The sequence below is a fragment of the Desertivirga brevis genome, assembly GCF_017355835.1.
On record NZ_JAFEWF010000002.1, the window covers coordinates 479,102 to 504,896 of the forward strand.

Consider the following 25,795-nt stretch of genomic DNA (forward strand, 5'->3'; position numbering starts at 1 on the left):
AAATTGTAATAGCCAAATGGGAAATCATAATCATACACATAATTTCAGTCAACAATTTGAATTCGCAGGGAAAGCAAAATCCTGGAGTTTAATTGCCATTGTCATAGGCGTTATTGCAATTGCCTATGGTTTTTTGCTCGACCCGCATGAAGCACATAGGGCAGAGCGTACATTCGCCAACCTATTGTTAATGGGTTATTATTTTACTTGCGTTTGTGCTGCAGGAGCTTTCTTTTTAGCACTTCAGTTTGTTGCTCAAGCTGGATGGTCTGCAGGTATCCTTCGGGTTCCTCAAGCGTTTGCAAAGGTGTTACCTATTGCTTCGGTTGTATTAGTAGTTATTATAGCAGCAGGTTTATATTCACATAATCTTTATCATCACTGGAGTGAAGAGGGATTAACTGACCCTAACAGCGAGAATTACGATGCTTTAATTGCTGGTAAATCCGGATACTTAAATAAGCCTTTCTTCCTGATCAGACAAGTAGTGTTCCTTGGTATCTATAGCATTTTCGCTCTAGCCCTTGCTCGCTTCTCAAATAATGAGGATTTGGAAGGTGGACTTTCAAATTATAACAAGAGCTTCAAGTACTCTGCTATCTTCCTTGTGATCTTCGGTTTTACAACCCCTATATGGTCATTTGACACCATCATGTCCCTGGAAGCTCACTGGTTTTCAACAATGTTCGGCTGGTATAATTTCGCAGCTATGTGGGTGAGTGGCTTATGTGCTATTACGCTGACTGTGATCCTGCTTAAAAAGTCAGGTTATTTAACTTGGGTAAATCAAAACCATTTGCACGATCTTGGTAAGTTCATTTTTGCATTCTCTATATTCTGGACTTATGTGTGGTTTGCCCAGTTCCTATTGATCTGGTACGCTAACATGCCTGAGGAAACAGTATATTTCTATAAGAGATGGGAGCCTACTTATAAGCCATGGTTCTGGATAAATATCGTTATGAACTTCTTATCGCCAGTTCTAATTCTTATGACTCGCGATGCTAAGCGTCAGACAACTGTACTTACTTTCGTTTGTATATTCTTACTATGCGGTCACTGGTTGGATTACTATATGATGATCATGCCAGGAACAATGGAAGAGCACCACACTTTTGGAATTACCGAAATTGGTATCGCATTAGGATTTGCAGGATTATTCGCATACTTAATGTTAACGAAGTTAGCAGAGAAGCCATTGGTGGCAAAGAATCACCCATTCCTGGAGGAAAGCTTACATCACCACATTTAGTGGAACTAATAATGAAATTTACTAATTACGTATTTGTAGATAAAAAAATGGGGTTTAATAAATTTTTTAAGATCGGGGCTCTACTTACTATGCTTTTACTATGTGTATTAGCTTTAAGTTCGCCTGTATCTGCACAGCAACCCGGCGCTAATGTTGCACCAGCGGATAATGTTGCTGCTGATACTTCAAAGAATATCAATTCAAATATTGGTTCTATTGGTGATACTCCGAGTGATGTAACCGTTTCGACTAGTGTTGAAGACGATACAGAGTTAGCTGATTTAGAAGCAGCACAGACAAGAGATGATTCAGAGGTGTACAAATCGGCTTACTATTATGTGCTATTGTTCGTATTAGTATGTGTATTCCTGGGAATAATCGGTAAGGTTCTAAAAGTATATGAGTTGAGCCGTGAAGTGCAAGGCAAAAAAGGTGGTGTTAACTGGAACTTGCTTCAGAGTATACTATTTCTTGTATTCCTGGTTGCCGGTTTATACGGAACTTACTGGAGTTACAGCTACTGGGGAAATATATCAACTGCTGAATCAGCATCTGAACATGGTGTTACCCTTGACAACATGATGTATGTAACTATAGCAATCACAACTTTTGTGTTTGTTATTACCCAAATCCTTCTCTTTGTATTTGCATTTAAGTATACAGGTTCAAATAAGCGTAAAGCTTACTTTTACCCTCATAATAACGCAATCGAGCGTCTTTGGACCATCATTCCAGCCTTAGTTCTAACTGGTTTAGTTGTTTTTGGATTCTTCACCTGGAGAAGGATAACAAATCCGCCGGAAGATGAGGTAAAAAATGCTTTAAGCCTTGAGGTTACTGGTGAGCAGTTCAAATGGAACGTAAGATATGCTGGTTCAGATAATCAACTAGGGAAGAGAAACTATAAGCTTACTTCTGCTACGAACTCACTTGGTATTGATTTTAAAGATCCGAAGAGCTGGGATGATAAGTTAGGAAGCGAAATCGTACTTCCAGTTGGTAAACCGGTAAGGGTTACTATCAATTCTAAAGATATCCTTCATAGTTTCTACATGCCTGAATTCAGGGTTCAAATGAACGCCGTTCCTGGTATGCCTACGTATTTCCAATTTACTCCGAGACTTACCACTCAGCAGATGCGTGAGAAGACAAATAATCAAGCCTTCAACTATATCCTTCTGTGTGCTAAAATCTGTGGTGCAGGGCACTATAATATGCAATATAAAGTTAGAGTAGTGGATCAAAAAGAATACGAAGAATGGTTAGCAAAACAGTCTTTGTTCTTTACAGATGATGTGAAAAAGGAATTACAGTCGGCGCAAAGTACTTCAGGAGCTGCTGTAAATAATAAATTAGCTATTAACAATTAGAATTAGAGATAAAGCAAGATATGTCAAGCACAGCAATTCATCATACTTTAGAGCATTCTGGGCATGGACATGATGATCATGGGCATCATCATGAAACATTCTTGACTAAGTATATTTTTAGTCAGGATCACAAAATGATTGCTAAACAATTCCTGATCACCGGTATCATAATGGGTGTAATAGGAATGTTTCTGTCAATCTTATTCCGTATCCAGTTAGGCTGGCCAGATCAAAGCTTTCCGCTGTTAGAAACTTTTCTTGGTAAGTGGGCAGAGGGGGGAAGGATAAAACCTGATTTTTACCTTGCACTAGTTACCATCCATGGTACTATCATGGTATTCTTCGTATTAACTGCTGGTTTGAGTGGTACATTTAGTAACCTTCTTATTCCATTGCAGATTGGGGCGAGAGATATGGCTTCTCCGTTCCTTAATATGCTATCTTATTGGTTCTTCTTCATTGCCAGTGTTATTATGATGTCTTCTTTCTTCGTTGAAAGTGGACCGGCGAGTGCGGGTTGGACTATTTATCCTCCTCTATCTGCGGTACCTCAGGCAATTGCAGGTTCTGGTCTAGGTATGACCTTATGGTTGATAAGTATGGTGTTTTTTATCGCGTCTTCATTAATGGGTGCGCTGAACTATATCAGTACAATATTAAATATGCGTACAAAGGGTATGGATCTTTGGAAGATGCCTCTAACCATCTGGGCTCTTTTCCTTACAGCTATCCTTGGTGTACTTTCATTCCCAGTTCTTGTAGCGGGGGTAGTATTGTTGATCTTTGACCGTAGCTTTGGTACAAGTTTCTACCTTTCGGATCTTGTGATCCAAGGGCAGGTTATGCCTCAGCAAGGTGGTAGTCCTATTTTGTTCCAGCATTTGTTCTGGTTCCTTGGTCACCCGGAGGTTTATATCGTAATTATGCCAGCTTTGGGTATTACTTCCGAAGTTATTGCAACAAATGCTCGTAAGCCGATCTTCGGTTATCATGCAATGGTTTACTCCCTGATTGGTATTACAATCCTTTCCTTCATTGTTTGGGGTCACCATATGTTCGTTACAGGTATGAATCCTTTCCTGGGTGGGGTGTTCATGATCACTACTTTGATCATTGCAGTTCCTTCAGCTGTTAAGACGTTCAACTATCTTGCAACATTATGGCGTGGTAACATCCGTTTCACTCCAGCAATGATGTTTGCTATTGGACTTGTTTCTTTCTTCATCTCTGGAGGTTTAACAGGTATTTTCTTAGGAAACGCAGCGTTAGACATCAATCTTCACGATACATATTTTGTTGTTGCTCACTTCCACCTGGTAATGGGTTCAGCAGCGATCTTCGGAATGCTATGTGGAGTATATCACTGGTTCCCTAAGATGTTTGGAAGAATGATGGACGATAAATTAGGCTATTTACACTTCTGGTTGACCTTCATTGGAGCTTACCTTGTATTCTTCCCAATGCACTTTATGGGTCTTGATGGTGTGCCTCGTCGTTACTATGCATTCACTGAATTTGAATTCATGAAAGAGTGGTTAACAGTAAATACGTTTGTATCATGGGCGGCTATTGTTGCTGCTTTAGGTCAGATCGCTTTCCTTTGGAACTTTTTCAATTCGATCTTCAATGGAAAGAAGGCTACGGAGAATCCTTGGCAGTCAAATACTCTTGAGTGGACTACACCTGTGGAGCACATCCATGGGAACTGGCCTGGTGAAATACCGACAGTATACCGTTGGCCATATGACTATAGCAAACCCGGACATGCTGAAGATTTTATTCTTCAAACTACTCCTTTCTCTGAAACAATGAGCTCTAATCTTCCTCACGATTTCGAAGGAAATGCAGAGGCAGAGCGTATTCAGCTAGAGTGGGAGAAACAGCATCAGGCAGAGAAAGTTTAATTAAGATAAAAGTACAAATTGGGGTATCTGCCGTAAGATCATACTTACAGATACCCCAATTTTTTATCCAGATATATGTTTAGAAGCGGCGAGAGAAGGTTCTTAATTATTAATCATATTACGATTATTTCTCTTTTCGTTCTGATTCTTGCAGGGGGGGTAGTAAGAAGTTCCGGCTCGGGCATGGGATGCCCGGATTGGCCTAAGTGTTTTGGGAAGTGGATTCCTCCAACCGACGTTTCTGAATTACCTGATGATTATCAGGAGAAATACGTAAGTCAAAGGGTTAAAAAGAATGAAAGGTTTGCCCGAACCTTGGATCTGTTTGGATTTTCCAATCTGGCCGATCAGTTGAGAACGGACAAAAGTGTTCTTGAACCCGAGTTATTCAATGCTTCCAAAACATGGACCGAGTACATTAACAGGTTAATAGGAGCGTTAACCGGTTTGTTTTTACTGGCTTGTGCTGTATTTTCGATAGTATACCTCAAGGTGAAGAAGCGGATTTTCTTTTTGAGTGTCTTCAACCTTCTCCTGGTAGTGTTCCAGGCCTGGCTTGGCTCGATCGTAGTTTCCACTAATCTTGTCTCCTGGATAGTAACTGTTCATATGCTAATAGCTATTGCGATCTTAGCTATAAGTATTTACACTTATTATTATGCAAGGGTGCTAAGAGATAGAATGTTGCTTGCCAATAAAGCTGCTGGTAACTTAAGGTCGTTGGCAATAGGCGCTTTGATTCTTACTGTGCTTCAAATTACTTTAGGAACTGAAGTTAGGGAAGCAGTTGATGAGGTAGCTGGATCTATGAATTATCTGAACAGGTCAGAGTGGGTAACAAAGGGAGACCTGGTCTATATTTTTCATAGTAACATGGCCATTTTAGTTTTTGGACTTAACGTGGTTATGCTGGTATTAATGAGAAGGAAGTATTTAGGTAATAGTTACCAGTTTAAGTTTATTGTGTATATATTTTTTCTGATACTTGCACAATTAGTAACAGGTATAACATTAGCCTATCTGGCTTTGCCTCCTATAGCACAGGCGGCTCATATTTTACTTGCAACTTTAACTTTCGGAGCGCAGTTCTATTTGCTTCTGATATTGAAACAGAATAAAATGTATAAGAAATCTTTTGTGTAGTAAGGTGAGCGAGGAGAGTTTTATTTCGGATTTTAAGAAGCTTATTAAATTAAGACTTACGTTCTTGGTCGTTTTCTCTGCGTCTGTTTCTTTTTTGATAGGCAATAAGCAGCAGGACGAGTCTATAAATTGGATAAACTGGCTTATTTTGACTGTTGGTGGATTCCTTGTTACGGGCGCTGCAAACGGCTTTAATGAAATAATTGAAAAGGATCTTGATAAGTTGATGAAAAGGACCAGCGACAGGCCAATACCTGCCGGTAGGATGACTACGGGACAAGCCTTGGTTTTGAGTTTGTTTATGGGGATTGCTGGCACGTTGATCCTTGTCCGTCTCAACTTCCTCACCGGAGTGTTGTCTGTTTTTTCTATATTATTATATGCATTCCTTTATACGCCATCAAAACGAAAGTCGCCAATAGCTGTTTTTATTGGAGCATTTCCAGGAGCTTTACCTCCATTGATTGGATATTTTGCTGCATTTGATCGCCCTCAGATTTCCTGGATACCAGTGATTCTGTTTCTTATACAATTTGTATGGCAATTCCCGCACTTTTGGGCGATAGCCTGGGTTTTGGACGATGATTATAAGAAAGCAGGCTTCAGACTTTTGCCAACAACAAAAAGGGATAAGATAAGTGCACTTATGACCTGGCTATCTACAATTGTATTGATACCAGTGAGCTTACTACCTACATTGATGGGGTTTGGTGGATGGTTGATCGGGGCAGTGTCATTGATTCTCGGGTTAATATTTTGCTGGTTTGGTTTTATGCTGTACAGAAATTTAGATATAAAGTCGGCGCAGAAAGTAATGTTCGGCTCTTTTTTTTATCTCCCTGTGGTACAGTTAGTGTTGTTGTTTGATTTTAACAGGATATTATGACGGCTATTACAATGAAAAATTCATTTGAACAAGACCGGGTTAATCTTCGGCCAAAGAAGTTTCTAATGTGGTTATTTATAATCACATCATTCATGCTATTTGCTGCTTTAACCAGTGGCTTTATTGTTTATACTGCTGGCGACCCTAGTAGAGGGATAAAAATGATTCTTCCAGCTGTATTCAATTATAGTACGGTAGCAATTATTTTAAGTAGCATTACAATGCACCTGGCGTATAAGTCCGCCAAGGAATTAAAATTCAGCAGCCAGCGCTTATATCTTTTATTAACACTGGGTCTTGGAGTTATATTTTTTGTACTTCAGGTCTCTGCCTGGAAATCATTTATTGCTTCGGGTGTTTATTTTGTAAACCCTAATGCTTCGCAGTCTTTCTTGTATGTATTGACAGGAACCCATCTTCTGCATATTATAGGAGGTCTGGCTGTTTTGGTTAATGCCTATAGGGGAAGTGTCAAAAATATAGTGCAATACAGAAATTTGTTTAAGATGGAGCTAGCCTCTATTTTCTGGCATTTTCTGGATATACTATGGATTTATTTATATGTTTTCTTACTTTTGAACCAATAACGTAATATTAATGAATACTACTACTGTATCAAAATTAGACGAAGTAAAAACAGGTCCGTGGGACGGTGGTACGTCGCCTGTTAATGTAGAATACGGAAAGATAATGATGTGGTTTTTTCTACTATCAGATGCTTTTACATTCTCTGCATTTTTGATTTATTATGGAGCGCAAAGATTTAGTAAATTAACTTGGCCTGATCCTGATAAAGTATTTCAATCTATTCCTGGAATAACTGACCATGGGGCTCCTTTGGTTTTCGTAGGGATCATGACTTTTATTTTGATTATGAGCTCTGTAACTATGGTTTTGGCAGTGGAAGCCGGTCATCGTGGGGCCAAAAAGGAAGTAGTATGGTGGATGGTTGCTACAATTATTGGTGGTTTCATGTTCCTTGGCTGCCAGGCTCTTGAATGGACACATTTACATCATGAAGGCTTTTGGTGGGGATCAGTACCTCATGCTGAAACTTTGAAAGAAATTGATGGGGACCATGTAAGTGTTCTACAGTTTTCTAACTTGTTCTTTACAATTACCGGATTTCACGGGTTTCACGTTTTTAGTGGTGTTATCATAAACATAATTATTTTGTTCATGACCATAGGTAATGTGTTTGAAAAACGCGGTACATACCTTATGGTTGAGAAAGTTGGTTTATACTGGCACTTTGTAGACCTTGTTTGGGTATTCGTATTTACATTCTTTTATCTTGTTTAATCGCTAATCGGAACATCAAATGGCTCACGAGCATCACTCACATACAGAAGGTCATCACGAAGAACATGCTTCTATGACTAAAGGAAAGATCTGGCAAGTATTTTTTTACTTACTAGGTATTACTGTCCTTGAATTTATTATAGCATTAGTAATTAAGCCTAAGATTGGCTTAAGCGACGGGCTTACTAACTTCATATATATTGCATTAACTCTTCTTAAGGCATATTACATCGTAGCATATTTTATGCACCTTAAGTTTGAAAGGTATGCATTTATAACTAGCATCGTAATTTCGTTAATCTTTATAATTTATTTTATTGTACTATTACTAACAGAGGGTTCTTACCTGAATGTGCATATGCCTCACTAGTGAATGGCTAATAATAGATCTTCAATAAAAAAAATATTAATCCTGGTATCCATACTTGCGGTACCAGGATTTTTGTATTATTTACTTCAGGAAAAGGGAAAGAACAGGTACAAGCCCCTTAGTTTTTTTGGTCCTAAACAGGTTGCATCCACCTTTCATACTAAAAGGGGTGTGAAGATCCCCGACACTATCTATCACACCATAAGTGATTTTAAGCTTATCGATCAACGTGGTGACAGTGTTGGTCTTCCTGCAGACACCGCTCAGATTACCGTTGTAAATTTCTTTTTTAGCCGTTGTCAGACGGTATGTCCCACTGTAAATCGCCAGCTGAAGCGTGTGGTGGAGGAATATAAGACCAATCCTCTTATAAAGTTTTATTCCATAAGCGTAGATCCTGAGAACGACAAACCGGAGGTACTGGAAAAGTACGCTACAGGGCAGGGTGCATTACCTGGAAAATGGTTCTTCATGACAGGGGATAAGGGGAAGATCTATCAACTTGCAAAGAGAGATTTTTTAGTAGACGTGCTTGACACTGGTGCACCTGATAACATTAATCACAGTTCACTGCTTATTCTTGTTGATCCAAAAAAACGGATCAGAGGATATTACGATGGTACTAACAAAGAACAAGTTGATAAACTGATTGATGAAATTAAAGTGCAGGTAGCTGAAGAACTTCGAAAAGTAGCATATCGATAATCTCGCTTAAATTATGAATGATAAAGTAGTGTTACGTATAGTAACGGGTATTTCCATATTTGTTTTTCTTGTAGTATTAATCCTCCAGGCTAAAGTTTTAACCATATTTCCAAAAGGTCAGCAGTTTCCTTCCTGGGTGTATGTATTGCCGAAACTTAATGCCATCTTGAATGGCACGTGTAGTGTTCTTCTGGTTATTTCGTTATTTCAGATCAGGCAGAGAAACATCAGAACGCACAAGGTATTGAATGTTATTACTTTTATTCTTTCCTCTTTATTTCTTGTTTCCTATATTATTTTTCATGCCACGGGTATTAAGACAACTTATGGAGGAGATGGAACAGTCAGGTATGTTTATTATTTTATATTAATTACACACATTATACTTGCTGCGGTTGTTCTTCCGTTAGTATTGCTGAGCTTCTATAGTGGTTTATTGATGAATGTAGAACGTCATCGTAAACTTGTTCGTTGGAGCTTCCCAATATGGCTGTATGTGACTGTAACTGGAGTAATTGTGTACATTATGATATCTCCATACTATAGCTTTTAATAAATCAGGAAATGAAAGTTGTGAAATATTGTGTAGTTGTTCTAGTTTTCCTTTCTACGTTTGCGATAGTCCCTAGTGCTTACTCTCAGTGTGCAATGTGCACTATGAATGCAGAGAACTCGGTGCAGAATGGTAACACCCAAGGCAAGGGACTTAATAATGGCATTTTGTACCTACTCGCGGCTCCCTATCTAGCTGTTGCAGCTGTTGGCTTCTTGTGGTATAAGAAGTATCGCCGTAAAAATGTAAGTATTGATATTAGGGATGAGAAAATAAACCTTAATTGATCTTACGGTGGCAACGTCAAAGTTCGAAGCAGTAGCTCAGGCGAAGTGTCCGAAGTGCAGGAGAGGCAAAATTTTCCTTGGCCCGGTTTATTCGTTCAAGGGCCAAAAGATGAACGAACATTGTCCGAATTGCGGTATGAAGTATGAAGTTGAACCAGGATACTTTTATGCAGCAATGTATGTAAGTTATGCATTAAACGTAGCTGAGATTGTCACAACTGCCATGTTGACATATTATTTAAGTGGTGGGAGTGAAAATCCAATGCTTTATATCGGAACCATTTTTACTGTCATTTTTTTACTTGCTCCTTTCAATTACCGGTATTCAAGAGTTATTTTGCTACATTGGCTTTCGCCTAAAGTAAAGTACAATTCAGAATACGATAAGTAAATGATCTTACCTTCAACATTTGATTTTTTAGAAAAATTAAAAGACAACAATAACCGGGACTGGTTTAAACAAAATAAGCATCTTTACGAGAATTCCCATAAAAATGTGCTTGAGTTCGGCTCAACGATTATCAAGTCCCTTTCTAAGATTGATCGTACGATTCCCGAACATCTCGACCCGAAAGATTGTGTTATGCGTATTTACAGGGACATAAGGTTTAGTAAAGATAAATCGCCCTATAAACTGAATTTTGGAATAGCATTATCTGCAAATGGTAAAAATTTTGATGGAGCTGGATATTACCTTCATATTGAACCGGGAAAATGTTTTGTGGGGGGAGGCGCCTGGCATCCTACGCCAGAGCTTCTGAAATCTATACGTCAGGAAATAGATTATAATGGTTCGCACTGGCATGAAATCATAGATTCAGATAGCTTCAAGAATACCTTCAACACTCTTAGTGTTGAAGATAAGCTTCAAACGGCTCCTAAAGGATATCCATCGGACCATCCGGATATTGAATATTTGAAGCTTAAAAGTTTCGTTGCTACCCGGGCTTTAGATGATAATGAGCTTGCAGCCCCTAACGCCATAGAAATTGTGACTGATTCTTTCGAAAAATTATATCCTCTAATTGTTTTTTTGAGAAACGCGAATGCTTAATATTGTACTATGATGAGATGGTTTTTTACAGCTTTGGTAGCAGCTGTTTGTTTAAGTTCTTGTGTGGTGATGTCCACAAAAAAATATAAATCCCTTTTGGCTGATAAAGATTCGTTATCAGCGGGATGGAGTAAAGCAAATGTAAAAATAGAGAGTCTGGAGGAGGAAATTAGCCGTTTGAAAACAGATACTGCAGAGTTACATGGCAGGATTGCCGAACTTGAGGGCAAGTTTTCAGGTTTAGATAAGAACTATGCTACTTTGCGTGCGAATAGCTCCTCAGAGATAAATAAGTTATCAGCTGATTTACAAAAAAGGGAAGCACGGTTGAAAGAGGTTGAGGATGTTTTAAGAAAGCGTGACGAGGCAACGAATGCATTACGAGACAAGCTTCAGAAAGCTCTACTGGGTTTTCAACAAAGTGGTTTAACTGTTGAGATTAAGAACGGAAAGGTTTATGTTTCACTTACAGATAAGCTTTTGTTTAATACCGGTAGTATTATTATAGATGACAAAGGTAGACAAGCCCTTACTGAGCTTGCAGCGGTTCTCAAATCACAACCGGAAATAAATATTGCTGTTGAGGGGCACACCGATAATCAAAAGGTCGCCAATTTGGGTCAGATTAAAGATAATTGGGATTTGAGCGTGCTAAGAGCAACCTCAGTAGTAAGATTTTTAACAGAAGTAGAAAAAATCGATAGCAAAAGGCTAACTGCTACAGGCAAAGGTCAATATCAACCACTTGCTTTAAGCAATTCTGCCGAGGATAGGAGCAAGAACAGACGTATTGAAATTGTTCTATCTCCGAAGCTTGACGAATTGTACGATTTGATCAAGTAAATGCATCGGTAGTAGTGAAGATCTCACTTTTTAAATACAAATGCCCCAGGCAGTTAGGAAACTGTTGGGGCATTTGTATTTAAAAGAAAACTTGGTTAAAATGGGCTGACAAAGTCCTTAAAAGAGGGCAGAACTTTATCTTTCTCAGACAAAATAGCTTCTTCAGGTTCTATACCCCAGTCTATGTTCAAGTCTGCATCATTCCAAATAACACCGATTTCAGAGGCTTTATCATAGAGATTAGTTACCTTATACGTGAAGATGGTGTTGTCTTCCAGAGTAACAAAGCCGTGCAAAAACCCGGGCGGAACCCAGAACATTCTAAAATTCTCTGCACTCAGTTCAATGCTAACATGTTGTCCGTATGTTGGTGAATTTTTTCTAATATCTACAGCTACGTCAATAACTTTTCCTTGAATAACACGCACCAACTTTCCCTGAGCAAAAGGGTCTGCTTGTCCATGTAAACCTCTTAATGTGCCTTTTTGAGAGAAGGATTGGTTATCCTGGACGAACTCTGCATCGATACCAGCATCTGCAAAGATTTTCTTGTTATAACTTTCGTAGAAATAACCTCGGTCGTCTTTCCATATCTTCGGCTCAATAATTACTAATCCCTCAATTGTGGTTGGTATAATATTCATTATTAGTCTATAAATTCCATTAAGGTGTTGAACGAAACAAACTTGTTGTTGAAGTTTATTGAGTGTTTATTCATCAATGAAGCGAATTGATTCTGTTGAAAGGATTGGTAAGAAGCAATAGTATCAAGAACAAACTGCAGGCAATAGGTAATGCCTTCATTAGGTGAATCAAGAACTTTTAAAAGACGCTTTGAAGCAATAAGATTGCTTGACATCGCTTCCGGGATAAATTCTTCATTGATCCACCTTAACCATTCATCATTTATACTATCATCGATGATGATAGTAATATTAAACAAAACCATGTTGCGAAGATAAAGGTAAGATACATGTTAACCAATAGTATCACCTCTTAAGTTTCTGAAACGTTTCCGGGCTTCTGAGGCTAGTATACTGCCTGGAAAATCATTGATGATCTTCTGAAAACACTGTTTGGCCATTTCCTTGTCTTGTAGCTGGTTTTCGTATATATCTCCGAGCATGAACCAAGCGTCGTCTGCCCAAAGATCATAGCTATAGTTTTGGGTAATGGATTGTAATTGAACGATAGCTTGTTGGAAGTCTTGTTGTTTAAGAAATATTTTAGCTTTAGTCATTAGAATATCGTCTTCCAACGAGTTGCCGGGATAAATCTTTTGAATGCTATCAAGAACAAGCAGCGCCTCTGAACCTTTATTTTTAAAAGTAAGGAGATCCGCATAAGCAAATTTCTTCAAAGCATTAGTGTCTATTTCGCTCGCAGTGTTTTCCTGGATTAGTAGGCTTAGATTTAAGGCATCATTAGCAATGAGTTGCGATGTAGAGGTTTTCAACACATCAAGTTGAGCCTTCGCCCAATTAAACTCCCCTTGATAGTAAGAAAGCTTTGCACCTCTGAACTTAGCTTCCTGCCCGTTAGGTTCATTAGGAAACTCCTTTTCCACCTGTCCAAAGATTAGCGCCGCCTCCCAGGGTTCGTTATTTAAAATATAAATATCGCCAAGGTCAAGCTTAATCGCAGCGATGGAAGCAGGAGGAAGCCCAGGCACCTTAAGCGCGTTTTCGAGGAGTGTTTCAGCTTCGGAAAGCTTATGGAGATGAAATGCTTGTAAGTTGGCTAATTGTTTTACTGCGAAAACAGTATTATGAGTTCTTCCAAATTCATTGATAAGATCTTTATAGTCTTTTTCGAGCTGTAAAAGATTATCCTTGGAAAATTTTCCATTAGTCAACAGTTGGTTCTTGCAATTCAATAGCTGTATTCTTGCTGGTATGTAGAACTGCTGCTCTTTGCCTTTTAACACTAAGTAATTTAGAGCTTCGACAGCGGGCTCATAAGCCTTATTAGCAATAAGGGTGGCGGCAAATTCGTATACTCTTTCACCGTCCTCCTTCTGACGCTTGTCAAGAGAGATAATTTGTTTAAGTGCCAAATTGTACTCTTTCTGCTGATAAAACAACCAGGCAAGGAGATCGGGAAATGCCAGGCTTTGCGGCTCTTTCTGAATTTTTTTTAGCAGTGCTATTTTCAACTGATCATAATCCTCTGTAGTCTCAAGAACAGTTGCAAAAGCATTTTTGGCCTGATTAATAATGTTGGGCTGTAGTTCAGGAGAGCCTAAGAGATTTAAGTATTCCTGAATGAGCATTGGCTTATTTTTCTGGTAACGGTAGAGGGAAATAAGATCGTAAGAGAAAAGGCTTTCATCTTTAAGTAGTTTTCGGCCTTGTAACAATGCTTTTGTAGCATAATCGTAGGCTGTAGCTCTATAAAAGGCGATAGAAACTTCACGAATGGCATGCTCGCTTGTTGGGAGGTTTTTGATGATATTGCCATACCACTCATTAGCTTTAGCCTGATGCCCCTGTTCCTGGAGGACCCGGCCATAATCTATTTTAAAGGAAGGGTTATCTGGAACATCTTTCAACATCTTTTTTACCACCTTCTCAGCATCATCATACCTTTTAATCTTAATCAGGGCGTTTAGATACTGGTCGTAGTATAGGGATGGATTTGGGGAACGGTTAAAAAGTTTTTCATAGATTATAGCAGCACGATCATATTCAGCGTTTTGATAATATTGTATAGCTAAGGCATCTTCAGAATTGCGTTGGGCAGAAGCATGAAGAAATGCTAACACCAGTAATGTAATCATTACTGAAGGAGAAAATAGCAAGCTTTTTAAATCTAGGGATCTCAAAATTCTCATATCTGTAATAAAAGCGCTAATAATTTATCCGCGAAGCATAAGTTTAAAGATAACGACATAAATTATGATTTATGCTTGAAACAATACATTAGTTGTATTCTAAATGTTACGTGTGACTGGTTGCAAAACAAATATTTTAGTAGTTCGTAATTTGAATAATGAGGGGAAATAATTTTATGCTGAGATATTTTGGTATCTGTTTGCTGATGTTGTTGTTAAGTGTATTCGTGTGTTGCAAGCAGGAGAAGGAAGCCCGTAAAATTCCCCTTGAAGATTTTTTCAGAAATCCTGAGAAAACGAATTTTCAACTTTCTCCTGATGGTAAACAATATGCCTTTCTTAAGCCCTACAGGAACAGACTAAATATTTTTGTTCAGGACCTTGATGGGAGCAATGTTAAACAGGTTACGCGATTAACCAGTAGGAATATCGGTTTTTATTGTTGGGCAAATAATAAATCCTTACTCTTCTCTCCGGATAGCAGGTCTGGCGCGTTTTTATATTCAGTAGACAAGGAAGGGAAAGCTGTAAAGGAGTTGTTTGCGGATGAGAAATTAAACATAAAGTTAATTAACTGGAAGAATATCACTAATAATGAGCTCGTGCTGGGACTTAATAAACGGGATTCAACCGTTTTTGACGCATATAAATTGAATTTGACGTCGGGGGCCTTAAAGCTTGTAGAGGAAAATCCTGGTAATATATTCCAATGGTTCACCGACGGAGAAGGAGATATTCGTATGGCACTGGCGAGTGATGGGGTTAATGAAACATTACTTTTCAGAGAAAATGCCAGCTTGCCATTCAGGCCGGTTGTTACCAATAATTTTAAGACAAAACTTAAGCCGGTAGCCTTTTGTGACAATGATCGCACTTGTATTTACGCTATTTCTAATATAAAAAGAGATAAATCGGCCCTGGTACAGTTTGACTGTTCGCTTGGGAAGGAGACCAGGGAGTTGTACAGTCATGACGATGTCGATATAAGCGACGCGGAGTACTCTTATAAAAAAAGGAAATTGATTTCTGTAGGCTTTGAAACCTGGAAAAGAGAGAGATATTATCTCGATAGTGCGGCTAGTAAAGTATACAAGACCCTTCAAAAGCTTTTGCCTAATACCGAGGTAGTAATTGCAGATCAAAATATAACCGGTTCGATAAATATTATTCGGACTTTTACGGATAGGACCCAGGGGGCTTATTATTTATATAGGCCTGCGGCTAAGCAGCTAGGCAAAATAGCAGAAATAAATCCTTTGATTAAAGCAGAGGAAATGTGCCAGATGCAGGCGATTTCTTTTAGGAACAGGGAGGGGTCTGTTATAAAAGGATATCTTACTCTTCCTTTGAATAAAGATCCTGTAAATCTTCCCGTGATTGTAATTCCTCATGGCGGCCCAACTGATCGCAATTCCTGGGGGTATAGTTCTGAAGTACAATTTCTTGCCAATCGTGGATTTGCAGTTTTTCAACTTAATTTTCGTGGCTCGGGTGGTTATGGAAAGCAGTTTTGGATTTCAGGTTTTAAAAAGTGGGGAACGATTGTACAGGATGATATCAGTGATGGAGTAAGATGGTTGATAAAGGAGGGAATTGCTGATTCAAAGCGAATTGGGATATATGGTGCAGGTTTTGGTGGGTTCAGCGCTTTAAGTGGATTGTCAAAACATCCGGAACTTTATGCTTGTGGCGCATCACAATCAGGGTATATAAACTTGTTCACCTATCTTAAAGCTGTGCCTCCTTATTATAAACCTACTCTTCAAATGTATTACGAGATGGTCGGCAATCCTGAGACCGACATAGATTATTTGAGAGATGCGTCTCCGGTTTTTCATGCTGATAAAATAAAGGCACCAGTGTTCATCGCACAGGATGCTAAAGACCCAAGGGTAAAGGTGAACGAAACAAATCAGTTTGTTAAAGAGCTGCGTAAAAGAAATATACCTGTGACCTATATTGTTAAGGAAACAGAAAAATATACTCTTCGTAACCCAGAAAATCGCTACGAGTATTACACCAAGCTTGAGAAGTTTTTTGAGAAGTACCTTTCTAATAAGTAAAAGGATATGATTATCAGGAAGTTCTCGGGAAAAAAGAACTTTGTTCTAAATATTGTATTTCTGATCTTAATAGCTGCCTCGTTAGTAGCAGCATTAACTATTGCCTATAATTTTACGTCAAGGTACGTGTATGACGAATTTGAGAGAAAGAAAACAGAAGTTGTAGATGAAACTATAAAACCCTATAATGACTTTTTTCAAAATAGGATACCTGAGATTTCATTGTATCAGGGTTATCTCGATGCGTCTTCCGCCTACAAATTTTCAAAGACTATTCTTGACCAATTTCCTTTTGTTAGTCGTATTATCTTTTACGATACAGAAGTAAGTAATCACAAAACGAAGTACGCATTCCGTGTAAATAATCTAACGATTGCACCAAAGGCTATTGCGCAGTATTACCGAAAGCAGCCGGAAGACTCGGTAGTTTTATATACTAAGGCTTCAGGATTAAGACCTGTAAAGTATATAAACGAATTTAACCGCGTGTCAGTTAAGTTGGCTGCATTTCTGCAAAGTTTTGAGTTGAATAGAAGTACCTTATCAGATGAATCCTTAGGGACATTTTATAATGTAACAAACAATCGTGTTACTTTTATGAATATTCCCCGTGAGGAGGAGATTAAGGCTTTCAAGCAACTCATGGAAGATGAGGGTAGCAGATCACCGGTTTACCAGCAGGATGTTCTGTCTTTTCTACTAGATCCTGGAAAAATAAGGATAAAGAATATTCATCCTCATCTTTACGAGGGAATAACCATAATACCTCTCACATCTGATATTATAGAGGTTGAACCAGAGCAGGTTTCTACGGAATTTCCGCTAACAGGAGCCTTTAGTAGCTATAAGCTTCATTTTGTTTCTTCATCGGATTTTCTCTCAGACGAAATAGTGCGGCGATATTTTCCTCTTGCTTTAGCCATTTTGATGGTTTACGGTATTCTAATAGCAATAGGCTTCCTTATTTATCGCAATTTGAATATTAACAATAAGCTCTTCAAACTTCAATATGACTTCGTAAATAATTTAACACATGAATTTAAAACACCAGTGAGTGTTATCAAGATAGCGGGGAACAATATTAGAAGAGCTAGTCAACTTAGCGAAAGAGAAAGATTACATTACGGGAAGATCCTTGATGAGGAGGCAGATAAATTGAACGATTTGATGAATAAACTTCTGTCTTTCACCCAGATTGAAAACCAGGTTATAAAGGTGAAACGTGAGAATATTAATCTTGAAGTGTTTGTACAAAACATCGTTGATACGTATAATTTAAAGTATAACGACTTCCAAATATCGTATACCATTCGTAATGTGGATCACTTTTATACTGACCCAGTTCTACTCGGAAGTCTTTTTCAAAATTTGATGGACAATGCGTATAAATACTCTCTTCGCGGTAAAAAGGAACTAGATATTGATATAGCCCACGAAAAAACAGATATTGTTTTCAAGTTTACAGATAAAGGTATCGGTATTCCGAAAGAGGAAATGAAGAATATTTTCCAGAAGTTTTACCGTATTCAAAGCGAGTATAATCAACACGGAAGCGTAGGCTTAGGATTAGCATTTTGTAAGGAACTTGTTAATTTTATGGAAGGTAATATTACAGTAAGAAGTAAAGTGGGGCAAGGCTCTGAATTTACTATTACGCTTCCTTATAATTATATCCTGTAGATTTTTATTAACCATTTATAGAAAGAGATTAATATTAGATGAAAAAGGAAGTTAAAATAGGAATAGTAGAAGATGATGATAATCTGCGTTTTTTGGTAGCACATAGATTGGAATCAGAGGGTTTTACAGTAGTAGAGGCCACCGATGGCGACGAAGGCGAACAGTTGATCTTGAATGAAAGGCCTGATATTGTCCTGTTGGATTGGATGCTACCAGGAAAGCAAGGCAATGAAGTGTGTAAGGACGTTAGGTCGAAGGGTTTTGAAAATGTGATTATAATGATGACAGCGAAAGCTCAGGATGTTGACAAAATTGATGCATACAGTGCCGGAGTTACAGATTATGTTACTAAGCCTTTTAATATGGATGTGCTAATTGCCTTAATTGAAAATAAAGTAAAATTTGTTATCCTTAATGAGAAAACTGAGGCTTACAAGTTTTCTAATATGGAGCATTTCCCTAACACTCATTCTCTTGTAAAAGATGGTAGGAAGATAGAACTCACAATTTTGGAGAATAGAATTTTGTTGTATTTTCTTAAAAATCAGAATAAGGTTATTCACCGAGATGAATTAATGATGGTTGTTTGGGGCTATAATTCGGATGTAAATACCCGAACTTTAGATATGCACATTGTCAGACTGAGAAAGAAAATTGAAGCAAATCCGGATATGCCACAATTGCTACAGACTGTAAGAGGTATAGGATACAAGTTTGTGAGTTAATAGTGTAAGCAATTAACCAAATTGTAGGTTCCAAATATAGTTGCTCAAGATGACTGAAGCTAATTGAAGGATCATAGTGCCATCCAGGAAAAAGAAATAGTAATATTCGTTTTTCCTGATGTTTGATTTAAATATTAGCCAACCGGTAAGAAGGATAGTTAAAGAAATTCCTATAAAATCAGGATCAAGGGACCTGGTGAATAAAAGCAGGAGGCTTATATATATAAGTAATAAGAACTGGCAAAACAGGTAGGCCTTCTTTTCTCCTAACATCACAGGAATCGTTTTAAGATCATGGCTTCTGTCCTGGTATAAGTCGCGTATATCAAAGGGTACCGTGATGGCTGCTATAAAGAGGAAACGCTTTGCAATCAGAACAATAGTGTCGCTGGCCAGGATGGGCATACCTGTCTCTATAATAGGAAGCAATACGCAGCTGAGAGACCAGATAAGGGCAATAAGAAAGAGTTTCAAGCCTGGGATATTCCTTAGTCCAAACTTTTTATCGTTCATTGAAAATAGCGGGAGATTATAAGCAACCGCAATTACTCCAAGAAAGAACAAAAGTACCTGGGATGCGGGTGAGAGGAAAAAAGTTAATGGAATTATTGAAATAACAGCGATAAGGGTTATCGTTGTCATAAAACGATAGTTTGCAAATATCCATCTCACACGCCTGAAAGGTGACTTTTCCGGGTTCTTGGGTTTAGCAAGAAACATGCTGAAATTATACAACGAGAGAGTTGAACAAAACAGAATCCCCAAAACGTACTTGTCACACTTGGCGTCGAGCAAGTGATACGTTAAACCAGCTTGGGCAACGGCACATGAAGCAATGAAAATATTGCTGAAGAGCAAGAAGTCCATGACCTGTCTTATAAAGGACTTTACGAGAGATTGTCGATCGGGGTCGGGCATTTGCAAACAGTTGTTTACAAGCGGCTTAAGCTCGCTTTAATTCAAATATCGTAATTTCTGGTAAAATTCCAACCCTCCCCGGATAGCCGAGGAAACCGTAGCCCACATTTACATAAAGCTGCTGGTTGTTCTCCTGATACAGCCCTGCCCATTCTTTATAGATATATTGCACGGGGCTCCATTGAAATTCCTCCATCCGTACTCCGAATTGCATCCCATGTGTATGCCCACTAAACATTGCGTTAATGTCAGGGTAATTAAGAACATGTGCACGCCAATGGGTGGGGTCATGGGAAAGAAGCAGCTTTACTTCTTTATCTTCAGTGCCACTTAATGCCTTATTCAGGTCTGCTTTTTTCGGAAAGCGAGATCCAGCTCCCCAATTCTCAACGCCTATTATTGCTAATTCTTCACCATCAACCTTCAATGACGTACTTTCATTAAGTAGTATGTTCCAGCCCATGTTTTTATGGGTTTGAATCAGATCTGCAAAGTTTTTCTCTTTTGCCGGACTCGGGTAAGGACCATAATGGTAGTCGCCGTAGTCATGGTTTCCTAAAACAGAATATACACCAAGGGGAGCCTTTACTTTTGTAAAGATATCCTGGTAATTCCGCATTTCCGAAGCTTGGCCATTTACCAGATCTCCAGTAAAAAATATGAAATCTGGCTTTTCTCCTAGCAGCGTTTCAACTCCGCCAAGTACTGCTTTTTTATTGTAGAAGCTGCCTGAGTGCACATCAGAAATTTGAGCTAGACGTACACCATCAAATGCTTTGGGAAGGTTTTTCAGATAGAGTGTTCTCCTTTTAACCTGGTAGTCATAAGCACCAGAAATGATGCCCCAACTTAAAGTTGCAAAAGGGATGGAGGCAACTGCTAAACCCGCTTTCAAGATAAATTCAGAACGGCTTATTTTGTCCGTTGCAGTGCTTTGCCCAGGCGCCTCACCTGGTTTTGTCGAGACGTCTTTTGATTTCTTCCTCTTTGAAAGAATAATCCGTCTGATATCATCAAGAAAAATGAAGGGCAGGTAGCAAACTTTAGAAACGAAAGAAAGAACAAAAGCCACCATAGTTACCGCTCTGAAACTTAGGCGAAGATTAAAATAAATACTGGCGAAAACGCCTATTATCAGGAGGAAAGAATACCCCCAATAAATCCATTTAAACCACCTTGTTTTTTTTGAGGTCTTGTCTTTGCTTAGTGTTAATAGAGCTTTATAAATATAAAGATCTATTAACAAAAGTATTATGGTAATAAGAAGTAAAGGGAGTAGCCTGTTCGCCATTAATAGTATCTTGAAATTTTCCTTCTACGAAAGATTTAAGACAAAGGTTAACTTAATATCGTCCTTTGTCGTCGTAATCCTCATCTTCGTCGTCTTCGAAGCTAGCGTTGAACAAACTTCCCAGCATATCCTTGAACTCAAAACCATTGTCAAGGAACGATTTGCCTATTTGTGAAAATTCAGCCAATCCATGTAGCAGAAACTCCATTAAAAGTAAGTTTTGAGTATCGCTAAGTCGCGGATGAAACTTCTTTACGACGTTTTTCAGCCCGGGCACAGAATGAAGGATATCGAAATACTCTTTTTCTGATAGATCATCCAGTACGTTCAAGTTATTTCCTCCTCCGAACCAATTGACAATTTCCGAGTAGGGATTGTCTGTTTTAGACCGCTTGATTTTTTCTGGATCAGGGAAAAAGCGTACCATTAGAGTTTTAATTGCTTTGCCTACCAGGATATTTGCGACTTTCGCAGGGCCTTCCTGTTCTCCTTCGTAAACCAGTTCAATTTTTCCGGTTATTGCAGGAATGACACCAAGGAAGTCGGCAATCCTCACAGCTGTTCTTTCCTCGCCATTAAGCAACATTCGCCTTTCTGCATGACTAATAAGGTTCTCATAGGCAGAAATAGTTAAACGAGCTGAGACTCCTGATTTTTTATCTATATATTCTGAATTACGGGCCTCAAACGCAATCTGCTCGATTAAATCTTTTACTAAGCCGTCAGCTTCAACTGCCATACGCTGAGCCTTAGTTAACTGTGCTTCCTGCTGAGTGATCTTTCTAGAGATTTCAACGCTTCGAGGATAGTGAGTAAGGATCTGGCTTTCAATCCGGTCTTTTAATGGCGTCACTATAGATCCCCGATTGGTATAGTCTTCGGGATTAGCCGTGAATACAAACTGGACATCTAATGGTAGTCGTAATTTAAATCCCCTGATCTGGATGTCTTTTTCTTGGAGGATATTAAATAAGGCCACCTGGATCCTTGCCTGAAGATCGGGTAATTCATTTATAACGAAGATGCTTCTATGAGCACGAGGTATCAGACCGAAATGAAGAACCCGTTCGTCAGAGTAAGTAAGCTTTAAAGTGGCCGCCTTAATCGGGTCAACATCTCCGATTAGATCAGCAACTGTAACATCTGGTGTGGCAAGTTTTTCTGTGTATCTTTCTGAACGGTGTAGCCATGCTATTGGAGTTGAATCTCCCTGTTCTTCCAGCCGCTGTCGCGCAAACCAGGAGATTGGCGCAAATGGATCGTCATAAAGTTCAGATCCCTCTACATAGGGAACATACTCATCCAATAAACTAATCATTAGCCTAGCTATCCGCGTTTTCGCCTGACCACGCAGGCCAAGTAGAAGTATGTTATGCTGAGACAGAATTGCAGTCTGCAAGTCGGGAATTACAGTATCCTCATATCCAATAATTCCCTCGAAGCCGCTTTCTTTATTTTTTATTTGAGCAATAAGGTTTTCTCTTAGTTCCTGCTTTATTGTTCGGGTTTTGTACCCGGTTTGTTTTAATTCTCCAAAGGTTTTTATATCTGGTAAATTACTCATGCTTGATTTATGTTTAAAACACTCTTTATTTACTATCCTATCTAACTGTTCTTCGCCTGTTTTTTATGTAATCTTCGAAGATATACTCGCCAAGGCCTTTTAAAGAGCTGTAGAAAGCCTTACCTCCATTTATTTCGGTAAACTTTCTTACAAATTGCTGAAGGTAGGGGTCTTTTGCAATCATAAAGGTCGTAATTGGAATCTTCAATCTCTTACACTCGGCCGCCTTGTTTAAGGTTTTGTTCACTACTTTCCGATCCAAACCAATACTGTTTTTATAGTACCGGTTTCCTTCCTTCAAACAAGTAGGTTTACCATCGGTGATCATAAAGATCTGTTTGTTATGCGTTTTCCTTCTCCTTAAAATATCAACGGCTAGCTCAAGTCCAGCATAAGTGTTGGTATGATAAGGTCCTACCTGCAAGTAGGGTAGATCTTTTAAATTGATCGGCCATGCGTCATTGCCAAACACAACGATATCTAAGGTGTCTTTTGGATATCTGGTTCGTATCAATTCGGCCAGTGCCATTGCTACTTTCTTAGCGGGTGTGATTCTGTCTTCTCCATAAAGAATCATTGAGTGAGAAATGTCGATCATCAAAACTGTAGAAGTAAGGGTTTTAAAATCCTTCTCTTCTACCTCCAGGTCCCTCTCAGTCATAGTGAAGTCACTGATACCATGATTGATCTGAGCGTTATGAATTGAGGCTGTCATATCAATCTGGTCGAGGCTGTCTCCGAATTGAAACTCCCGCCTATCAGCGTTCTTTTCTTCACCTAATCCCGACAGGTTGGTGTTATGACTCCCTTTTCCCGACTTTTTGAGTTTACCAAAGATTTCCTCCAAGGCTGACTTTCTGATGCTTTGTTCAGTTTTACCTGTGATTTGAAATCCTCCAGAGTTGTTGTTATCATCGATATAGCCTTTTTGCTTAAGCTCATCTATAAAATCTCCAATACCATAGTCATCCTGGGTAAGGTTATACTGTTTATCAAGTTCATTGAGCCAAGCCAAGGCTTCATTAGCATCGCCAGATGTATAGTTCAATAGTTCGAGGAATAATTTTAGTAATTCGTCAAACCCACCTTTCGGGATATTACTCGGAAGGAACTGAGAAAATGAATAGCCCCGCATGTTGCACCTTTCTGTTTTGATAACTACAAACGAAATTAAAGGTTTGTTATTGGGAGGTTGTTATGATGGTGTAAAAATATGGCATGAATAGCTAACCGCGGAGTAATTATAGATCGTTATTTGCGCTTTTTTTGGCGGTATTGAGATAATGATAATAAAATCTGCTAAAAGGCGTATACAATGTTGATATGTGGAAAAATAACTCTCAACAAGTGTTTATAAACATTTTTTAATGACAGTGGATGCCCTTGCTTAATCGTAATTTAGCGTCGTATTTAAATGCAAGCAACTACCAAAAAGAATTTGATCATATCTGCCTGTTATGCTGGAACTGTGGTTCTTGGAATGCTAATCGGCCCTAAATTTCATAATGAGAGTTCCAATTCCAAGAATGGGACTTTTATTCCTTTTTTGGGAGGTCGTGCGGACAAGGTAGAGCATGTGCTAAATATTATCCAGGAGAACTATGTAGATCCTGTAAGTGTGGATAGCCTGAAAGATCTTGCGATTAGCCAGATCTTGAGTAGGCTGGATCCTCATTCTTCCTACTTGCCACCGAGTGAGGCCCGGCATTTTTCTGAGAACCTCGACGGAAATTATTACGGTATTGGTGTTGAATATCAAATTTTAAATGATACCGTATTTGTTACGGCTGTTCATCCTGAAGGCCCTGCAGATAAGGCAGGTGTGAGGCCGGGAGACCAGGTTATTAAAGTTGCTAACAAGCTAATCGCCGGAAATCAAATTACTGCCGATAGGGTGGTAGCTATGATTAAAGGCCGGCGTGGTTCAGAAGTAAACCTTCTGTTGAAACGAGGCGCAGAGCTGAAGCATGTGGGTGTGTTGCGAGATAAGATTACAGTTAGCAGTCTTGATGCTGGATATATGCTAACCGATAAGGTAGGTTATATTAAGATAAGTCGATTTGGAGCACACACCGACGAGGATTTTGTAGCAAAAGGACAGCAAATGAAAAAGTCTGGAATGCAGGGTCTTATCCTTGATCTGCGGGGAAATGGGGGAGGATATTTAAACGCTGCTACAGGTTTAGCTGATGAGTTTCTACCCGACAAAAAATTAATTGTTTATACAAGAGGAGAACACGAACCTCGCACTGATTACTTTGCAACTGAAAAAGGAATTTTTGAAAAGGGAAAACTAGTGGTTCTGATTGATGAGAACTCGGCTTCGGCAAGCGAGATTTTAGCTGGTGCAGTTCAGGATCTGGATCGGGGGACAATTGTGGGTAGACGTAGTTTTGGAAAGGGACTTGTTCAGGAGCAATTTAACTTCGGTGATGGCTCAGCACTCAACCTAACGGTGGCCCGCTATTTTACACCCTCCGGCAGATCCATCCAGAAACCTTATACAAAGGGTAGTGAAAAGTATTTTGAGGAGGTAACGCTGCGTTTGAAAAGTGGGGAGCTTGCAGGCAGGTATACCGATACCGTTAGAGATAAGCTTGGGATTTTTAAAACTTCGGCAGGTAGATTGATCTATGGAGGTGGTGGAATAACTCCCGATGTTTTTGTTCCGATAGATACAACTGCTTATAATGAACTGTTCTTTCTGTTGAATTCAAAAGGGATAATAACAGATTTTACATACAAACATTTTGTTCATCAAGTTCGTCCATCGTCTTTGGCGGAGTTCTTGAAAAACTTCTCTGTCTCTGAAGCTGATCTAAGGAAAATGCAGGCATTTGCTATTTCCAAAAAGGTAGATGTACATACAAATGATTTCATTCAGGCAAGACCCGCATTAACGCTGCAGATCCAGGCTCTGTTAGGGCGGTATTACTTTGGGGAGGAAGGGTTTTATCGGGTGAAAAACCGTTCAGATAAAACGGTAGCGAAAGCGTTAGAGGTACTGCAATGAAGAGTTAATTAATAAGTAGATTGACAGATCGGGCCAATC

The 25,795-nt window shown here is 38.9% G+C and carries 25 protein-coding genes; 18 read left to right on the forward strand and 7 right to left on the reverse strand.

All coding sequences use genetic code 11. From position 1 onward, the window contains the following. Window positions 1-16: 16 nt before the first annotated feature. The 14 genes from J4N25_RS10010 to J4N25_RS10075 all read left to right on the forward strand — a co-directional run bounded on the left by J4N25_RS10010 (window position 17) and on the right by J4N25_RS10075 (window position 11,669). On the forward strand, window positions 17-1,252 hold the full coding sequence (locus tag J4N25_RS10010; protein ID WP_207422051.1) for a quinol:cytochrome C oxidoreductase: 1,236 nt from the start codon (window positions 17-19) through the stop codon (window positions 1,250-1,252). A gap of 11 nt (window positions 1,253-1,263) precedes the next feature. Next, on the forward strand, window positions 1,264-2,622 hold the full coding sequence (locus tag J4N25_RS10015; RefSeq protein ID WP_242695848.1) for a cytochrome c oxidase subunit II: 1,359 nt from the start codon (window positions 1,264-1,266) through the stop codon (window positions 2,620-2,622). Window positions 2,623-2,642: 20 nt separating this feature from the next. Beyond that, entirely contained in the window at window positions 2,643-4,526 is a 1,884-nt protein-coding gene (locus J4N25_RS10020; RefSeq protein WP_207422052.1) for a cytochrome c oxidase subunit I, read from the forward strand. A 75-nt stretch (window positions 4,527-4,601) separates the two neighbouring features. Beyond that, on the forward strand, window positions 4,602-5,669 hold the full coding sequence (locus tag J4N25_RS10025; RefSeq protein ID WP_207422053.1) for a COX15/CtaA family protein: 1,068 nt from the start codon (window positions 4,602-4,604) through the stop codon (window positions 5,667-5,669). Between the two features lie 4 nt (window positions 5,670-5,673). After that, the gene (gene cyoE, locus J4N25_RS10030; RefSeq protein WP_207422054.1) at window positions 5,674-6,555 is read left to right on the forward strand and encodes a heme o synthase; all 882 of its coding nucleotides are present in this window, start codon (window positions 5,674-5,676) and stop codon (window positions 6,553-6,555) included. Window positions 6,556-6,566: 11 nt separating this feature from the next. Beyond that, window positions 6,567-7,142, forward strand: a complete 576-nt coding sequence (locus J4N25_RS10035) for a cytochrome c oxidase subunit 3 (protein WP_242695849.1) — start codon at window positions 6,567-6,569, stop codon at window positions 7,140-7,142. A gap of 10 nt (window positions 7,143-7,152) precedes the next feature. Beyond that, window positions 7,153-7,857 (forward strand): cytochrome c oxidase subunit 3, encoded by a 705-nt coding sequence (locus J4N25_RS10040; RefSeq protein WP_207422056.1) that lies wholly within the window; start codon window positions 7,153-7,155, stop codon window positions 7,855-7,857. Between the two features lie 19 nt (window positions 7,858-7,876). Next, window positions 7,877-8,227: a cytochrome C oxidase subunit IV family protein gene (locus J4N25_RS10045; protein WP_207422057.1), complete on the forward strand. Its 351-nt coding sequence runs from the start codon at window positions 7,877-7,879 to the stop codon at window positions 8,225-8,227. A 3-nt stretch (window positions 8,228-8,230) separates the two neighbouring features. Beyond that, entirely contained in the window at window positions 8,231-8,932 is a 702-nt protein-coding gene (locus J4N25_RS10050; RefSeq protein WP_207422058.1) for an SCO family protein, read from the forward strand. 13 nt (window positions 8,933-8,945) lie between these two features. Then, window positions 8,946-9,485 (forward strand): DUF420 domain-containing protein, encoded by a 540-nt coding sequence (locus J4N25_RS10055; RefSeq protein ID WP_207422059.1) that lies wholly within the window; start codon window positions 8,946-8,948, stop codon window positions 9,483-9,485. Between the two features lie 11 nt (window positions 9,486-9,496). Next, on the forward strand, window positions 9,497-9,772 hold the full coding sequence (locus J4N25_RS10060) for a hypothetical protein (RefSeq protein WP_207422060.1): 276 nt from the start codon (window positions 9,497-9,499) through the stop codon (window positions 9,770-9,772). A gap of 7 nt (window positions 9,773-9,779) precedes the next feature. After that, window positions 9,780-10,163 carry a DUF983 domain-containing protein gene (locus J4N25_RS10065; RefSeq protein WP_207422061.1) on the forward strand — a complete coding sequence of 128 codons (384 nt, stop codon included), beginning with the start codon at window positions 9,780-9,782 and terminating at the stop codon, window positions 10,161-10,163. Continuing rightward, window positions 10,164-10,826, forward strand: coding sequence for a DUF2461 domain-containing protein (locus J4N25_RS10070; RefSeq protein WP_207422062.1), 663 nt, complete (start codon window positions 10,164-10,166; stop codon window positions 10,824-10,826). 9 nt (window positions 10,827-10,835) lie between these two features. Next, on the forward strand, window positions 10,836-11,669 hold the full coding sequence (locus J4N25_RS10075) for an OmpA/MotB family protein (protein ID WP_207422063.1): 834 nt from the start codon (window positions 10,836-10,838) through the stop codon (window positions 11,667-11,669). Window positions 11,670-11,764: 95 nt separating this feature from the next. Here J4N25_RS10075 and rfbC read toward each other — a convergent pair whose 3' ends face one another. From rfbC to J4N25_RS10090, 3 genes are read right to left on the reverse strand one after another with little or no spacing between them, the layout of a single operon-like run. Then, window positions 11,765-12,313, reverse strand: coding sequence for a dTDP-4-dehydrorhamnose 3,5-epimerase (gene rfbC / locus J4N25_RS10080; protein WP_207422064.1), 549 nt, complete (start codon window positions 12,311-12,313; stop codon window positions 11,765-11,767). 2 nt (window positions 12,314-12,315) lie between these two features. Then, window positions 12,316-12,618 (reverse strand): DUF4286 family protein, encoded by a 303-nt coding sequence (locus J4N25_RS10085; RefSeq protein ID WP_207422065.1) that lies wholly within the window; start codon window positions 12,616-12,618, stop codon window positions 12,316-12,318. A gap of 27 nt (window positions 12,619-12,645) precedes the next feature. Next, on the reverse strand, window positions 12,646-14,448 hold the full coding sequence (locus tag J4N25_RS10090) for a tetratricopeptide repeat protein (RefSeq protein ID WP_207422066.1): 1,803 nt from the start codon (window positions 14,446-14,448) through the stop codon (window positions 12,646-12,648). Window positions 14,449-14,678: 230 nt separating this feature from the next. On the opposite strand from J4N25_RS10090, the gene J4N25_RS10095 reads away from it, so the two are divergent. The 3 genes from J4N25_RS10095 to J4N25_RS10105 are packed head-to-tail and all read left to right on the forward strand — an operon-like array spanning window position 14,679 to window position 18,970. Further along, the gene (locus J4N25_RS10095) at window positions 14,679-16,565 is read left to right on the forward strand and encodes a S9 family peptidase (protein ID WP_207422067.1); all 1,887 of its coding nucleotides are present in this window, start codon (window positions 14,679-14,681) and stop codon (window positions 16,563-16,565) included. Window positions 16,566-16,571: 6 nt separating this feature from the next. Further along, on the forward strand, window positions 16,572-18,245 hold the full coding sequence (locus J4N25_RS10100; protein WP_207422068.1) for a sensor histidine kinase: 1,674 nt from the start codon (window positions 16,572-16,574) through the stop codon (window positions 18,243-18,245). Window positions 18,246-18,283: 38 nt separating this feature from the next. After that, window positions 18,284-18,970 carry a response regulator transcription factor gene (locus tag J4N25_RS10105; RefSeq protein WP_207422069.1) on the forward strand — a complete coding sequence of 229 codons (687 nt, stop codon included), beginning with the start codon at window positions 18,284-18,286 and terminating at the stop codon, window positions 18,968-18,970. Between the two features lie 12 nt (window positions 18,971-18,982). Here the strand turns inward: J4N25_RS10105 and J4N25_RS10110 are convergent, their stop codons facing one another. The 4 genes from J4N25_RS10110 to J4N25_RS10125 form a co-directional block, all read right to left on the reverse strand. After that, window positions 18,983-19,837 carry a UbiA prenyltransferase family protein gene (locus tag J4N25_RS10110; RefSeq protein ID WP_207422070.1) on the reverse strand — a complete coding sequence of 285 codons (855 nt, stop codon included), beginning with the start codon at window positions 19,835-19,837 and terminating at the stop codon, window positions 18,983-18,985. 76 nt (window positions 19,838-19,913) lie between these two features. Beyond that, the gene (locus J4N25_RS10115) at window positions 19,914-21,179 is read right to left on the reverse strand and encodes a metallophosphoesterase (RefSeq protein ID WP_207422071.1); all 1,266 of its coding nucleotides are present in this window, start codon (window positions 21,177-21,179) and stop codon (window positions 19,914-19,916) included. A 52-nt stretch (window positions 21,180-21,231) separates the two neighbouring features. Further along, complete coding sequence (locus J4N25_RS10120) at window positions 21,232-22,743, reverse strand: sigma 54-interacting transcriptional regulator (RefSeq protein ID WP_207422072.1); 1,512 nt, start codon at window positions 22,741-22,743, stop codon at window positions 21,232-21,234. Between the two features lie 37 nt (window positions 22,744-22,780). Further along, window positions 22,781-23,878, reverse strand: coding sequence for a vWA domain-containing protein (locus tag J4N25_RS10125; protein ID WP_207422073.1), 1,098 nt, complete (start codon window positions 23,876-23,878; stop codon window positions 22,781-22,783). Between the two features lie 279 nt (window positions 23,879-24,157). Between J4N25_RS10125 and J4N25_RS10130 the strand changes: the two genes are divergently transcribed. Continuing rightward, entirely contained in the window at window positions 24,158-25,756 is a 1,599-nt protein-coding gene (locus J4N25_RS10130; RefSeq protein ID WP_207422074.1) for a S41 family peptidase, read from the forward strand. Window positions 25,757-25,795: the final 39 nt, after the last annotated feature.

Excerpts from the sequence above, each read along its gene's own strand:
- J4N25_RS10010 (WP_207422051.1), top strand. The coding sequence starts at position 17 with ATGGGAAATCATAATCATACACATAATTTCAGTCAACAATTTGAATTC.
- J4N25_RS10015 (WP_242695848.1), top strand. The coding sequence starts at position 1,264 with ATGAAATTTACTAATTACGTATTTGTAGATAAAAAAATGGGGTTTAAT.
- J4N25_RS10020 (WP_207422052.1), top strand. The coding sequence starts at position 2,643 with ATGTCAAGCACAGCAATTCATCATACTTTAGAGCATTCTGGGCATGGA.
- J4N25_RS10025 (WP_207422053.1), top strand. The coding sequence starts at position 4,602 with ATGTTTAGAAGCGGCGAGAGAAGGTTCTTAATTATTAATCATATTACG.
- J4N25_RS10035 (WP_242695849.1), top strand. The coding sequence starts at position 6,567 with ATGAAAAATTCATTTGAACAAGACCGGGTTAATCTTCGGCCAAAGAAG.
- J4N25_RS10040 (WP_207422056.1), top strand. The coding sequence starts at position 7,153 with ATGAATACTACTACTGTATCAAAATTAGACGAAGTAAAAACAGGTCCG.
- J4N25_RS10045 (WP_207422057.1), top strand. The coding sequence starts at position 7,877 with ATGGCTCACGAGCATCACTCACATACAGAAGGTCATCACGAAGAACAT.
- J4N25_RS10050 (WP_207422058.1), top strand. The coding sequence starts at position 8,231 with ATGGCTAATAATAGATCTTCAATAAAAAAAATATTAATCCTGGTATCC.
- J4N25_RS10055 (WP_207422059.1), top strand. The coding sequence starts at position 8,946 with ATGAATGATAAAGTAGTGTTACGTATAGTAACGGGTATTTCCATATTT.
- J4N25_RS10060 (WP_207422060.1), top strand. The coding sequence starts at position 9,497 with ATGAAAGTTGTGAAATATTGTGTAGTTGTTCTAGTTTTCCTTTCTACG.
- J4N25_RS10070 (WP_207422062.1), top strand. The coding sequence starts at position 10,164 with ATGATCTTACCTTCAACATTTGATTTTTTAGAAAAATTAAAAGACAAC.
- J4N25_RS10075 (WP_207422063.1), top strand. The coding sequence starts at position 10,836 with ATGATGAGATGGTTTTTTACAGCTTTGGTAGCAGCTGTTTGTTTAAGT.
- rfbC (WP_207422064.1), bottom strand. The coding sequence starts at position 12,313 with ATGAATATTATACCAACCACAATTGAGGGATTAGTAATTATTGAGCCG.
- J4N25_RS10085 (WP_207422065.1), bottom strand. The coding sequence starts at position 12,618 with ATGGTTTTGTTTAATATTACTATCATCATCGATGATAGTATAAATGAT.
- J4N25_RS10090 (WP_207422066.1), bottom strand. The coding sequence starts at position 14,448 with ATGATTACATTACTGGTGTTAGCATTTCTTCATGCTTCTGCCCAACGC.
- J4N25_RS10095 (WP_207422067.1), top strand. The coding sequence starts at position 14,679 with ATGCTGAGATATTTTGGTATCTGTTTGCTGATGTTGTTGTTAAGTGTA.
- J4N25_RS10100 (WP_207422068.1), top strand. The coding sequence starts at position 16,572 with ATGATTATCAGGAAGTTCTCGGGAAAAAAGAACTTTGTTCTAAATATT.
- J4N25_RS10105 (WP_207422069.1), top strand. The coding sequence starts at position 18,284 with ATGAAAAAGGAAGTTAAAATAGGAATAGTAGAAGATGATGATAATCTG.
- J4N25_RS10110 (WP_207422070.1), bottom strand. The coding sequence starts at position 19,837 with ATGGACTTCTTGCTCTTCAGCAATATTTTCATTGCTTCATGTGCCGTT.
- J4N25_RS10115 (WP_207422071.1), bottom strand. The coding sequence starts at position 21,179 with ATGGCGAACAGGCTACTCCCTTTACTTCTTATTACCATAATACTTTTG.
- J4N25_RS10120 (WP_207422072.1), bottom strand. The coding sequence starts at position 22,743 with ATGAGTAATTTACCAGATATAAAAACCTTTGGAGAATTAAAACAAACC.
- J4N25_RS10125 (WP_207422073.1), bottom strand. The coding sequence starts at position 23,878 with ATGCGGGGCTATTCATTTTCTCAGTTCCTTCCGAGTAATATCCCGAAA.
- J4N25_RS10130 (WP_207422074.1), top strand. The coding sequence starts at position 24,158 with ATGCAAGCAACTACCAAAAAGAATTTGATCATATCTGCCTGTTATGCT.